Here is a 13317-nt window from a genome sequence, read left to right on the forward strand (position 1 = left end):
TAAACAGATGATGTGAATAGTTAATTCCATATTCACAAACATAAGGCCTTCCGGAAAGGGGCGGGATTTTTACCCGCTTCCCATAACAAGGTATCCAGTCAATCCACAATTTCAGCCAGCAGCCCCCTGGCTTCATCAAGATCAAAATCAGTAGGATCAAAATCATACCCCAACCATTCTTTATATTCACGTGCAGCTTTGGATCGGGGCTTTTCTAAAGCTTTCAGCATTTCCCTATACCCCCATATACCATTACAGTCTTCTGGAGGACAGGCATTTTCACCATCCAACAAGACTATAGCCGGAATCTCCTCTCTCTTATAAGACTGACGGGATTCCAATATAATTTCATGCATCCAACTGTCGCCGAAATCATATTCATATTTAATCTTTGATCCTTTACGACTTAATAAGTCACCCAAAGAAAACACACCGGAATCAACCTGCTTGGACATACCTTCGAAAAAGCCGCAATCATCCAGCTGATCTTTGGGAGGGAGATAACAAGTGCTCCCTTTAATAAACTGGTGCAAATGATAACCCTCCCATCCCATTGCCGCCTCTACCACTTCAGAAAATCTTTCCAGACAAATATTCGAAGGAACCTCCAACACACGCCAAACTAACGGTTCAGAATCTTTCAATTCAATTTTTATTCTAAGTTTTTTTGCAGGCTGTTCCTCCATATAAAGCGGATCATCGTAAATCCCCCCATCCTCTGCCTCATCAGTGACAGCTTCAAACATTTCAACTAAATAATCCTCCACCCGTTCCATTTCCAGTCCGTGCATTTCGGCATAAGGCATTTTCTTCTTTAGTTCATTGATACTTGGAATGCCATAAGGCTTAATATGATAAGTCCGATAAATCTTTTGCAAAACAGGTAAAGTCTCCACCCCACGAATATCCATCATGCAGGCTGTAACATGGTCAAGCAGCAAAGTGGGACAAATATCATTCTTCTGATCTTTCAGTATGTCAAAATAGTAATCCAACAAACTGCCAAACCAGCCCATCACTTCCCCCCTTCTGTCGGGATGAGCTATCACAATATGGGCAACCGCTTCAACGACTCTATATTTAGACATAAGAAGCAATCCGGGCTCCTTCATAAAGTCCATCAAAACATCCAGTTGATTTTGTCCCAACTGATAGGTAATGGCGGATAACATCGTTTCATACAAATAACCGAAATAAAAATCATAAAAATCCAGATCTTGCCGTAACACTTCCAAAACAATATCCAAACAACGTTCCATACGAAAATGCTCCATGATTCCTAATGCATACCACAGTCTATATGAATGACATTCGCTAGACATTTTCCTATATTGAACAAAAATATTAAAGATAAAATTGCGAAGATCGCGCTCCAAGATTTCTTGCGGAACAACAGCACAGGAAGAATAGATTTCAGCCGGTGACAGCGCATTTACATCATTCATTTTCCACAAAGGCATCAGATAAGGTGCAACAGGCTGTGCTATCAGCCTATAATCAGGACACTGGTAATGATAATAAATATGAGACTGTTCATCTACCTGATTTACCCCATCATCAAACAATTCAAGTGCAATTTCCTGTTCTTCCAGAGTCAATAAAGACATGATTTCCTCCAACAAGCCAGGTAGAGATTGGGAATTTTTCTTTTTAGCCATTAAGTAATGTTTTTATAGTTAAAATGAGCATGAGTGTTTTTACAAAGGTATTCTATTATTTTCTTTTACAAAAGAAATAAGAGAGCTAATAATGGGTTATACCTATTTTCAAGCGCAAAAAAATGCGCATTCCCATAAAGAGATGCGCATTTTCTATCTTATAATAAGATTTACTTTTAATCTACCTGTCCCAATGAATTTCCATATTCCATTTCCCCTTGAACCACAAAGAATACATCATCGGGCTCATAAGGCCCCATTCCGTCTTTCTTGGCTTCCTTGACTATGTAATTCACAATTTCATCTTGATCAATATTAATGTATCCCTCTTCATCAGGTTGTACGTCAAGACATCCGCTGGAGGTATAGTAATCCACAATCACATCAAGGATATAATACAGGTCATCCTCCGTGAATTTATCTTTCAAATCCTGAGGCAGATAATTTTTGATAAACTCTATTGTTTTCTGATCATCCTCATCTTCCAATAAGAAATCGTCTTCCATTCCCATAGTCGTATATATTAAAGGGGTGAATATTGTTTTTTATTACAGTAAAGCTTTTATTTTTTCCTCCAGTTGAGCTTTGGTCACCGCACCTACAGTTTTGTCTTTCACTTCACCGTCTTTGATGAAAAGAACCGTAGGGATGTTACGTACACCAAATTTACCGGTCAGTTCGTCGTTATCGTCCACGTCGCACTTTCCAATAATTACCTGATCCTTATATTGTTCAGCCAAAGCTTCAACATCCGGAGCTATTTTCTTGCAAGGACCACACCATGTTGCCCAAAAATCAACTACTACAGGTTTGCCTGATGCCAGCAATTCTTCAAAATTACCATCTTTAATTTCTAGTGCCATAATTATTATACTTATTATTTAAAATGTTAGCGCAAATATACTAATTAATTTTATATGAGAGCTGCGGTTGACTCTTTAAATAAGTCATAATCTCTTTCTGAACCGAAACTTTCATGGTACGTGACATCAAATTGACATACATTTGTCCATCCTCGTCCATCACATGGAAATAAAGTTCAGCATTTCCGGGATTTGCCTTGATCAATGCAGAGAATTCCGTAATCAATTCTTCGTCCAATGCGGACAAAGGAGCGGACACAGTAATCTTCTCTATAATCTTTTCCTTTACTTCGGGCAACAGTTCAATGGTACTGATCTTTACCTCCCATTCTTCCTGCCGCCATTGCTTTGGTTGGCACTTCCCCCGCATGAATAAAAACATACCAGTCATGAAAAAGTTCTTTTTCTCCACCCATTCATTACCGAAGAAAGCAAATTCCGCCGAGCCCGAATAATCTTCCAGTTTGGCAATGCCGTACGGCTTTCCCGTCTTGGTGTATCCCTCACGCACAGCTGTGACAATACCGCCCATAGTCAGTTCTCTATTTTGCAAAGGAGTTAAATCGGCAAGTTCCGCCATGTGAGCAGTACATACATTCTCCAATATGACAGCATACTCATCCAACGGGTGAGCAGAAAGATAGATACCTACCAGATCGCGTTCCTTATTCAAACGTTCCAGATCGCCCCATGCAGGAGACGGAATGATTTCCGGAGTAGCAATGTCCACTTGATTCTCACCTCCGAACAATGAATTTGCAGCCGCGGCTTTATCCATCTGATACTTATTTCCGTAACGTACCAAAACTTCGGTAAAGGTTTCATCCTTGGCGTTCTTCACAAAAAAGTCCTCACGCTTAATTCCCGTGAAACTGTCAAAAGCACCTGCCAAAGCCAGGTTTTCTATATTCTTACGATTGCAAGCCGAGAGGTTTACACGTTGTACAAAATCGAAGATATCTTTATATTCTCCATTTCTCTCACGCTCTTCAAGGATAGACTGAACAGCACTTTCGCCCACTCCTTTAATGGCTCCCAGCCCGAAACGGATATCTCCTTTACGGTTTACAGAAAACTTTAAGTAGCTTTCATTCACATCGGGTCCCTTGGTCATGATGCCAGTCGCCTTGCTCTCGTCCATCAATTTGGTAATTTCCGTGATATTCGAGATATTCCGGCTCATGGTAGCCGCCATATATTCCGCCGGATAGTTCGCTTTCAGGAAAGCTGTCTGATACGCCACCCATGAATAGCAGGTGGCATGAGATTTGTTGAATGCGTATGAAGCAAACTTTTCCCAGTCTGCCCAAATTTTCTCCAGTACTTTGGGTTCATGACCGTTCTTTCGTCCACCTTCAATAAACTTAGGCTTCATGTGGTCCAGCTTGTCTCTTAGTTTCTTACCCATCGCTTTACGCAGAGCATCGGATTCACCACGGGTAAAATCCGCCAGCAAACGTGACAAAAGCATGACCTGCTCCTGATATACCGTAATGCCATACGTATCTTTCAAGTATTTCTCCATAACAGGAATATCGTACTCAATAGGCTTACGGCCATGTTTACGGTCGATAAAGTCCGGAATGTAATCCATAGGCCCCGGACGATAAAGGGCATTCATCGCAATCAAATCCTCAAAAGTACTAGGTTCCAATTCGCGCAAATATTTCTGCATACCGGCAGATTCAAACTGGAATGTACCGATTGTCCGTCCTTCACTATAAAGAGCATAAGTAGGAGGATCTGAAATATCCACTTCATCAATATCTAAAACAATACCTTTACTATGCTTGATATTTTCAATCGCCTCTTTGATGATAGAAAGGGTCTTCAAGCCCAAAAAGTCCATCTTGATCAATCCGGTATCTTCAATGACCGAACCTTCATACTGAGTTACCAGCATTTTTTCACCGGTTTCCTTATCATCCGCCGTACTTACAGGTACCCAGTCCGTAATATCATCCCTACATATAATAGTACCGCACGCGTGCACGCCCGTATTACGGACATTACCCTCCAACATCTTCGCATACTTTATCGTATCACGCAAAACAGGATCGGGTGATACTTCCGCCGCCTGCAATTCCGGAACGTATGCTATGGCATTGGGCAAATTCATTTTCTTATCAGGAATCTTGTCCGGAACCAGCTTACACAAACGGTCGGACTCCGACAAAGGTAATTTCTGAACACGGGCCACATCCTTGATAGCCAGTTTGGTTGCCATCGTACCGTAAGTAATGATATGCGCCACCTTTTCCTGACCATATTTCTCTGTCACCCAATTCAACACCCGTCCACGACCATCATCATCAAAATCCACATCAATATCAGGCAAAGAGATACGGTCGGGATTCAGGAAACGCTCGAACAGCAAATCGTATGCGATCGGGTCTATTTTGGTGATGCCTAAGCAATATGCTACGGCAGAACCTGCCGCCGATCCACGTCCCGGACCAACAGACACATCCAGTTCTTCACGCGCGGCACGGATAAAATCCTGCACAATCAAGAAGTAACCAGGGAAACCCATCGTCTTCATAATATGGAGCTCGAACTTGATCCGTTCCTGCACTTCCTCACTCAAGACTTCTCCATAACGCTTGCGTGCACCTTCCAAAGCCAGCTTTTTCAGATAGTCAGCTTCCAGTTTGATACGATAAAGTTTGTCATAGCCACCCAGTTTCTCAATCTTGGCTTTGGCAGCATCCTCACTCATCACCACGTTACCGTTCTCGTCTTGAGTAAATTCATCAAACAAGTCCTTTTCTGTATATTTCTTCCGATATTCCTCTTCTGTTCCAAAATCTTCAGGAATGGCAAAAGTAGGCATAATCGGTGCATGGTCTATGCTATAAAATTCCACCTGGTCACAAATGTCCACCGTATTTGAAAGAGCCTCAGGTACATCGGCGAAAATTTCATTCATCTCGGCACGTGTCTTCATCCACTCTTGCTTTGAATAAAGCATACGGTTCGGATCATCCAGGTCCTTCCCCGTACTCAGACAGATCAGCCGGTCGTGTGCTTCAGCATTTTCTTCATCCACAAAGTGAACATCGTTGGTACAAACCAGCTTGACATTGAATTTCCTGGAATATTCAATCAGCTTTTCATTTGCTATCTGCTGCAATTTATAAGCTTCATGGTTCGCACGAGGGACCGTCGCCTTATGACGTTGCAACTCCAAATAGAAATCATCTCCGAAAACACGTTTATACCATTGAATAGCCTCTTCCGCCTCTTCATATTTCCCGGCTATAATATTTCTAGGCACTTCTCCGGCAATACACGCTGTACAGACAATCAGCCCCTCATGATATTTTTCCAATTCCACACGGTCGGTACGCGGACGCATGTAGAATCCTTCCGTCCATGCCTTTGACACTAGTTTTATGAGGTTATGATATCCTTTTTCATTTTTGGCGAGCACCACCAGGTGATAACCACTTTGATCGGGTTTTCCTTCCTTATTAAATAGACGGCGGCGTGCCACATACATCTCGCAACCGAAAATCGGTTTAAACAACTTTTTCTTCGCCGCCTCCAATTTCTCCTTGCAAGCCGCAAGTTCCGCCTCGGGATTCTCACATTCCACCGCTCCTTTTTCCAGTCCGGCTATTCTTTTCTTCAAATCCTTTATCTCACCATTCGTTCCGCCATTCTTCTTATTCACATAGTTGAAGAATTCCTTGATACCGAACATATCGCCATGGTCTGTTACGGCTATACCTTTCATACCATCAGCCATAGCCTTGTCTACCAGACGTGGAATAGACGCCTGACCATCAAGAATAGAATACTGGGTATGAACATGTAAATGGACAAAATCCTGCATAATCTTTGTTCTCCTAAAAAATTTTCTAAAGATACTCCGCTTTCATAAAACCTGCAAAAAGATAAAGAAGAAGTTATCAACATTCGCTTTTTTTATCTTAAAAGGAGTTGAAATAGGCATTTCTAGCAACTTTTATTTGCAGGGTTTTCAAAATAAGTTTATTTTTGCACGATAATTGGTTTTATACAATCATGAGCCGACTGAAGAAATTAAAGAAAATAAGACTACATAGAGAAGGAACAAGCATCTTAATTGTGAGTGCCATTCTTTTGATTGGTCTCAATGCCCTGTTATTCTGGGGAATTGAGTGCAAAATTCCATTTTACATATTTGCCGCCGCAAGTATCGTTGTTTACCTGTTGATGGTTAACTTTTTCCGTTGTCCTATCAGGCTGTTCGAGCACGACACCGAAAAAATTGTGGTCGCTCCGGCAGACGGAAGAATAGTGGTCATAGAAGAAGTGGACGAACATGAATATTTTCATGACCGCCGGTTGATGATTTCTATTTTCATGAGTATCGTTAATGTACATGCCAACTGGTATCCCGTAGACGGAGTGGTGAAATATGTAGACCACCACAACGGCAAATTCATGAAAGCATGGCTGCCCAAAGCCAGTACGGAAAATGAGCGTTCCATGGTTGTTATTGAAACTCCCGAAGGACATACTGTCATGGCACGCCAAATAGCAGGCGCCGTTGCCCGTCGCATTGTGACCTACGCCGAAGTCGGAGAAGATTGCTACATTGACGAACACATGGGATTCATTAAGTTCGGTTCGCGTGTAGATGTTTACCTGCCACTGGGCACTGAAGTCTGTGTCAAAATGGGACAGGCGACTGTAGGTAACGAAACCGTCATCGCTAAACTAAAATAAGAAATCACCCATGGCAAACTGTATCACACGCCACATACCCAACACCGTAACTTGCTGTAATTTATTCTCCGGCTGTATTGCCAGTGTCATGGCATTTAATGGAAACTATACCTTGGCCATCTCCTTTATTATAGCAGGTGCTGTATTCGATTTCTTTGACGGAATGCTGGCACGCTTGTTCAACGTATCAGGACCTTTAGGAAAAGAACTGGATTCGCTGGCTGATGACATCACTTTTGGATTCGCACCTTCCGCCATTGTCTTTTCGCTATTCAAAGAGGTACACTATCCTGATTTTCTATTGCCTGTTGCCGACTATATGCCTTATACCGCATTTCTCATTTCCGTATTTTCAGCTTTACGTCTAGGCAAATTCAATATTGATCCGCGTCAGAGCAGCAGTTTTATCGGTATGCCCACTCCGGCCAATGCTTTATTCTGGGGATCATTGACTGTAGGAGCACATTCTTTCCTGATTTCCGATTCTTTCAATGCGGCATATCTTTTCATCCTGGTAGTGATCATGTCATTATTACTGGTAGCGGAGATCCCGATGTTCTCTTTAAAATTCAAAAGCCTTGCCTGGAAGCAGAACAAAGTCAGCTATATATTCCTCATTGTATGCATCCCTTTGCTGGTTTTCTTTAGAATCAGCAGTTTTGCAGCCATCATCCTGTGGTATATCATTCTATCTCTTTTAACTAAAAAAAGAGCGTAAACAATAGGCGTGGCACGCTTGTTGTAAGTGATATATAAAAAAGAAATTACTATGTTTGGATTTTTAAGTTTTCTACTTGTTCTTTTCCTGCTGATTATTTTTATCGGCTTCACCATATTGGGCAGCATTCTGCGTTTGTTCGGAATGGGCAAGTTTACGTTCAATTATCAGCGTAATACTTCTACCAACCCAAAACAAAACACCTATACTCAGAATCAAACCAATGACAAGCATGAGAACATTGAAAATTCTTCGTCTTCTTCAAACAGACCTTCTCATTCATCGGGAAGCAGAAAAAAAATCTTTGATGACGATGAAGGAGAATACGTAGATTATGAGGAAGTGAAATAAGGATTATCGTTTATTTTTAAAGAAATCTTTCATCAACCGGGCACACTCGTCGGCAAGCATTCCTTTCACCACTACCGTCTTCGGATGCAAGGCATCGGGAGCATATTTTTGATATCCCCTCTTCGGATCTTCAGCACCGAATACAAGCTTTCCCGTCTGTGCCCAAGCTATGGCACCGGCACACATCACACACGGTTCCACTGTAACATACAGAGCGCATTCGTTCAGGTATTTTCCCCCCAATGTATTGGCCGCAGCAGTGATAGCCTGCATTTCGGCATGAGCGGTAACATCATTCAATGTTTCTGTCAGATTATGGCCACGGCCAATGATGCGGTCGCGGCAGACCACCACTGCTCCCACCGGAACTTCCCCCTCTTCAGCCGCCTTTACAGCCTCCATCAGGGCTTGTCTCATATAATAGGTATCATCTGCCATCTTATCTTCTCATATCATGTTCATTAAACAACGTAGGATAATCCTCCTCCATCTTCTGGTGGATAAAGGTCAAAACCGTTTCGCGTAACCAACGCGCCTTATTGGTTATCTTATATTTTTTAAGATAACAATCCACAATCCGCACCTCCTCCTCACTCATCAGACATACCATGCGCTGCTTGCGTTTAGGGGTCGATGCCGGTACTTTCACTCTCTTTTTTACGTTGTTTGCCATATTCTCTGCAAATTTAGCTTTACTTCTGTAAATACAAAACATAAAAAAGAGTATTTTTGTGCAAAAAGTAACAGAATGGCAGAACATAACGAATTTGGCAAGGAAGGAGAAGAAGAAGCCGCCACATATCTCATAGATAAGGGATATTCCATCCGCCACCGGAACTGGCATTGCGGGAAAAAAGAACTGGATATTGTCGCCGAATATCAGAACGAACTGGTCGTCATAGAGGTAAAGACGCGTAAGAATACCCGGTTCGGTAATCCGGAAGATGCCGTAACGGATCAGAAGATTCGCAGAATCATAGCTTCTACGGATGCATACTTGCGCAAGTTCTCGGTGGATTTACCTGTACGCTTTGACATCATCACCTTAGTGGGCGAAAAGGCTCCTTTCACCATAGAGCATATTGAAGAAGCCTTTTATCCTCCGATTTGGTAACAACATATACATTATCATATATGGACATAGAAACAATACGCGATTACTGCATCAGAAAGAAAGGAACAACGGAAGAGTTCCCTTTTGACAATGTCACTCTGGTATTCAAAGTCATGGGGAAAATGTATGCATGCATCGGACTGGACAATCCGGAATGGCTATCCTTAAAATGTGAACCTGAATATGCTCTGGAACTAAGAGAACATCATTCCGGCATTGAAGGAGCTTATCATTTCAATAAGAAATACTGGAATCAAGTGTCCTTACGAGGCGACATTGAAGACAAACTGGTTCTGTCACTGATAGACCACTCATACGAAGAGGTTATTAAAAAATTCACCCGTAAACTAAAACAAGAATATGATGAATTACATTGATTCTTCTCTTTTAATACATATTCCGGAAACTGATTCTACCAACAATTACCTAAGTAAGTTGAGCGACAAAGAAACGGTGCCCGAATTTACTGTCGTACAATCAGATTTCCAAACAGCCGGAAAAGGTCAACGGGGAAATAGTTGGGAGACAGAAAAAGGGAAAAACCTGCTTTTCAGTGTGATACTTTATCCCACTTTTCTGGAAGCACGGCGACAATTTATCCTGTCTCAGATTGTCTCCCTTTCCATCAAAGAAGAACTGGACCGATGGACGGAGGATATCTCCATCAAATGGCCGAATGATATTTACTGGAAAGATAAAAAAATATGCGGCATATTAATAGAAAACGATTTGACTGGAACACATATAGCCCGAAGCATTTTGGGAATAGGGATAAATATCAACCAGAAAACGTTTATCAGCGATGCTCCCAATCCTATATCACTAAAGCAAATCACTGGACAGGAATATGATACCACCTCTATCCTGAAGGCTGTCATGCAAAGGATAAGAAACTACTATTCTTTATTGAAACAAGGGGACATCACTCCGATTATCCAGCGTTATCAAAATGCGCTCTTTCACAAAAACGGCATATACTCTTATTGCGACGCCGAAGGAGAATTCAAGGCAGAAATAATAGGAGTAGAGCCGGATGGCCATTTTTTATTGCAGGATGAAAACGGAAAAATCCGCCGGTATGTATTTAAAGAGGTACAATACCTCTTATAAATTCGTTTGCAAAATATAAAAACACTATCTTTGCTGACAATCATTAGTAAATGCCTCATTATGAATATAAAATATATCTTTCTAGTTTTAGCAACATTGTTCACTCTCGTAAGTTGTGAAGATTCAGATGAAGACAGCCCAACCCGGCTTGAATTATCCCAATCCTCTTTTAGCAATATCAGCAGCAAGGGAGAAACGGTGGAAGTGAATGTAACCTGCAATAGTACATGGACAACTTCCACTACAGCATCTTGGTGCACCGTAACTCCCCATAAAGGCAACGGCAATCAAAAAATCAGCCTTCATCTCTTACCAAACTTGGAAGAAACCGCAAGAACAGTCACAGTCACTGTTTCTGCCCAAGACATCAGCCAAACCATTCAATTGAATCAAGAAGGAGGGAATATCTCCCCGGAAGATTATCATTACAACCTTCCGGTTATCTTCCATGTGCTTTATAAAGATAAAACAGCCCCGTTGCAATATGTCAGTGCCAAACGCCTGTCGGACATCTTAGATAAAGTCAACAAACTCTACAAAGGCACCGGTAATAATGTGGATATGAACCTCACTTTTACACTCGCCGAGACCAATCCGGATGGAGAAACATTGCCCGATCCGGGAGTGGAATATGTTCAGTGGACAGAAAGCTACCCCATTGATTGCAATACATTCATGCAGGATGATTCAAAGAAATACGTGAAATTTATATGGGATCCTAACAGGTACATCAATGTAATGGTTTATAATTTCACAACCGACGAGTCCAATAGTACCATCTTAGGCATTTCCCACCTACCATTCTCAACAAAAGGAAACACTTTTCTGGAAGGACTTAGCTCTGTAGAATACACTTACTTATCATTAAGCAATTTAAGATTCCCTTATTGTGCATCAATCAACAGCCTATACATAAATGCGCAATCCACAGAAAACCTTTACAATTCTGCCGATATCACCGTTACTGTAGCCCATGAACTGGGTCACTATTTAGGCCTGCATCATGTGTTCTATGAAGGAACAGAAGACAATATGGATGGTTGTGAGGATACCGACTATTGCGAAGACACCCCCAGCTATAACAAATATGAGTATGACGCAGATTACATCTGGGCTGTCTCTGGAAATGTACCTGAGGACAATCTCTATTCATACCTTGTAAAACGGACCAATTGCAGTAATATCCAGTTTATATCTTACAACATTATGGATTATGCCGTCAGTTATTCCAATCAGTTCACTCAAGACCAGCGCAACCGCATCCGACACGTTCTGACCTATAGTCCGCTAATTCCCGGACCTAAAAAAGGACAAAGCAACTCACGCATGATTCATGACGAAGCACTGGATTTGCCGATTCGTGTTATTAAATAAAAACAGAACAAGCAATTATTTGCTAAAAGGAAGTATCTTTGCATTCCATTAAAAAAAGATGAAATGATTCAACTTAATAACGGAAACAAGAAAATACTTCAAATAGCCATCCCTTCCATCGTTTCAAACATCACCGTCCCCTTGTTGGGCTTGATTGATGTTACTATCGTAGGTCATTTGGGGGCTGCCGCCTACATCGGAGCAATCGCTGTAGGCGGAATGCTTTTCAACATCATCTACTGGATTTTCGGTTTTCTGCGCATGGGAACCAGCGGCATGACCTCACAAGCCTACGGCAGGCACGACCTGAATGAAGTCACCCGGTTACTGCTCCGTTCCGTCGGAGTGGGATTATTCATTGCATTTGCTCTGCTAGTCTTGCAATATCCTATAGAAAGAACCGCCTTCACTTTTATCCAGACCACTGAAGAAGTGGAACATCTGGCTTCCCTCTATTTCTATATCTGTATTTGGGGGGCTCCGGCGGTACTTGGATTATACAGCTTCTCCGGCTGGTATATCGGTATGCAAAATTCCCGTTTCCCCATGTATATAGCCATCACACAAAATATAGTGAACATTGCGGTCAGTCTTCTTCTAGTATATGGATTAGGAATGAAAATAGAAGGGGTCGCTATCGGAACGTTAACTGCACAATACGCCGGGCTAGTCATGGCATATTTGTTGTGGTTACGTTACTACAGCACCCTGCGGAAACGCATAGAATGGCATTCCTTCTTTGACAAACAGGCCATGTACCGTTTCTTTCAAGTAAACAGGGATATCTTTTTCCGTACTATCTGCCTGGTGGCGGTTACTGTCTTTTTCACTTCGGCAGGTGCGGCACAAGGAGAAGTCGTGTTGGCGGTCAATACATTACTGATGCAATTATTCACTTTATTCTCCTACATTATGGATGGCTTTGCATACGCCGGAGAAGCATTGGCAGGAAGATACATCGGAGCCAATAATCAGAAAGCACTTCACAAGACGGTTCGCCAACTATTCGGCTGGGGACTAGGCCTGTCACTTGCTTTCACTTTATTATATGGCATAGGAGGACAATCCTTTCTCGGATTACTGACTAACGAAACGACCGTCATTCATGCTTCCGAAAGTTATTTTTATTGGGTACTTGCCATTCCGCTGGCAGGGTTCTCGGCTTTTTTGCTCGATGGAATATTTATCGGCGCCACAGCTACCCATCTGATGCTGAAAGCCATGATAGTAGCCTCTATCAGTTTCTTTCTTATTTATTATGGTTTCCGGGGGACAATGGGCAATCACGCTTTATGGATGGCATTCATTACCTATCTTCTACTTCGCGGAGTGATGCAAGGGGCCATGGGAAGAAATATTTTAGGATATAAGACAAGTAAAAAAGATTAATATTTTTATCTTTGCAAAAACTAA

Annotated in this window: 14 protein-coding genes; 8 read left to right on the top strand and 6 right to left on the bottom strand. The window is 41.9% G+C overall.

Annotated features, from left to right (window positions below; genetic code table 11):
- Nucleotides 1–98 precede the first annotated feature (98 nt).
- The 4 genes from ACYQ0C_RS16850 to dnaE all read right to left on the bottom strand — a co-directional run bounded on the left by ACYQ0C_RS16850 (nt 99) and on the right by dnaE (nt 6359).
- A complete protein-coding gene (locus ACYQ0C_RS16850; RefSeq protein WP_016278095.1) occupies nt 99–1658 on the bottom strand; it encodes a plasmid pRiA4b ORF-3 family protein in 1560 nt (519 codons plus the stop codon).
- Between the two features lie 176 nt (nt 1659–1834).
- Nucleotides 1835–2170, bottom strand: a complete 336-nt coding sequence (locus ACYQ0C_RS16855) for a hypothetical protein (protein WP_016278096.1) — start codon at nt 2168–2170, stop codon at nt 1835–1837.
- Between the two features lie 36 nt (nt 2171–2206).
- Complete coding sequence (gene trxA, locus ACYQ0C_RS16860; RefSeq protein WP_016278097.1) at nt 2207–2521, bottom strand: thioredoxin; 315 nt, start codon at nt 2519–2521, stop codon at nt 2207–2209.
- Nucleotides 2522–2561: 40 nt separating this feature from the next.
- The gene (dnaE, locus tag ACYQ0C_RS16865) at nt 2562–6359 is read right to left on the bottom strand and encodes a DNA polymerase III subunit alpha (protein ID WP_016278098.1); all 3798 of its coding nucleotides are present in this window, start codon (nt 6357–6359) and stop codon (nt 2562–2564) included.
- Between the two features lie 191 nt (nt 6360–6550).
- Here dnaE and ACYQ0C_RS16870 point away from each other — a divergent pair, with 191 nt between their 5' ends.
- From ACYQ0C_RS16870 to ACYQ0C_RS16880, 3 genes are read left to right on the top strand one after another with little or no spacing between them, the layout of a single operon-like run.
- On the top strand, nt 6551–7237 hold the full coding sequence (locus ACYQ0C_RS16870) for a phosphatidylserine decarboxylase family protein (RefSeq protein WP_016278099.1): 687 nt from the start codon (nt 6551–6553) through the stop codon (nt 7235–7237).
- A gap of 10 nt (nt 7238–7247) precedes the next feature.
- A complete protein-coding gene (locus ACYQ0C_RS16875) occupies nt 7248–7955 on the top strand; it encodes a CDP-alcohol phosphatidyltransferase family protein (protein WP_016278100.1) in 708 nt (235 codons plus the stop codon).
- A gap of 51 nt (nt 7956–8006) precedes the next feature.
- The gene (locus ACYQ0C_RS16880; protein WP_016278101.1) at nt 8007–8306 is read left to right on the top strand and encodes a DUF4834 family protein; all 300 of its coding nucleotides are present in this window, start codon (nt 8007–8009) and stop codon (nt 8304–8306) included.
- 3 nt (nt 8307–8309) lie between these two features.
- On the opposite strand, the gene ACYQ0C_RS16885 is transcribed toward ACYQ0C_RS16880, so the two are convergent.
- Nucleotides 8310–8744 carry a nucleoside deaminase gene (locus tag ACYQ0C_RS16885; protein WP_016278102.1) on the bottom strand — a complete coding sequence of 145 codons (435 nt, stop codon included), beginning with the start codon at nt 8742–8744 and terminating at the stop codon, nt 8310–8312.
- Nucleotide 8745: 1 nt separating this feature from the next.
- Nucleotides 8746–8979, bottom strand: coding sequence for a hypothetical protein (locus ACYQ0C_RS16890; RefSeq protein WP_008674910.1), 234 nt, complete (start codon nt 8977–8979; stop codon nt 8746–8748).
- Nucleotides 8980–9054: 75 nt separating this feature from the next.
- Between ACYQ0C_RS16890 and ACYQ0C_RS16895 the strand changes: the two genes are divergently transcribed.
- From ACYQ0C_RS16895 to ACYQ0C_RS16915, 5 genes are all read left to right on the top strand, one after another.
- Complete coding sequence (locus ACYQ0C_RS16895; RefSeq protein WP_016278103.1) at nt 9055–9420, top strand: YraN family protein; 366 nt, start codon at nt 9055–9057, stop codon at nt 9418–9420.
- Nucleotides 9421–9440: 20 nt separating this feature from the next.
- A complete protein-coding gene (locus tag ACYQ0C_RS16900) occupies nt 9441–9797 on the top strand; it encodes an MmcQ/YjbR family DNA-binding protein (protein ID WP_016278104.1) in 357 nt (118 codons plus the stop codon).
- A complete protein-coding gene (locus tag ACYQ0C_RS16905; RefSeq protein WP_025076785.1) occupies nt 9781–10530 on the top strand; it encodes a biotin--[acetyl-CoA-carboxylase] ligase in 750 nt (249 codons plus the stop codon). The genes ACYQ0C_RS16900 and ACYQ0C_RS16905 overlap by 17 nt, the downstream gene beginning before the upstream one ends.
- Before the next feature lie 60 nt (nt 10531–10590).
- Entirely contained in the window at nt 10591–11904 is a 1314-nt protein-coding gene (locus ACYQ0C_RS16910; RefSeq protein ID WP_032941474.1) for a zinc-dependent metalloproteinase lipoprotein, read from the top strand.
- A gap of 63 nt (nt 11905–11967) precedes the next feature.
- Nucleotides 11968–13293, top strand: a complete 1326-nt coding sequence (locus ACYQ0C_RS16915) for an MATE family efflux transporter (protein ID WP_016278107.1) — start codon at nt 11968–11970, stop codon at nt 13291–13293.
- Nucleotides 13294–13317 lie beyond the last annotated feature (24 nt).

This window comes from Phocaeicola sartorii JCM 17136 = DSM 21941 (assembly GCF_054653615.1).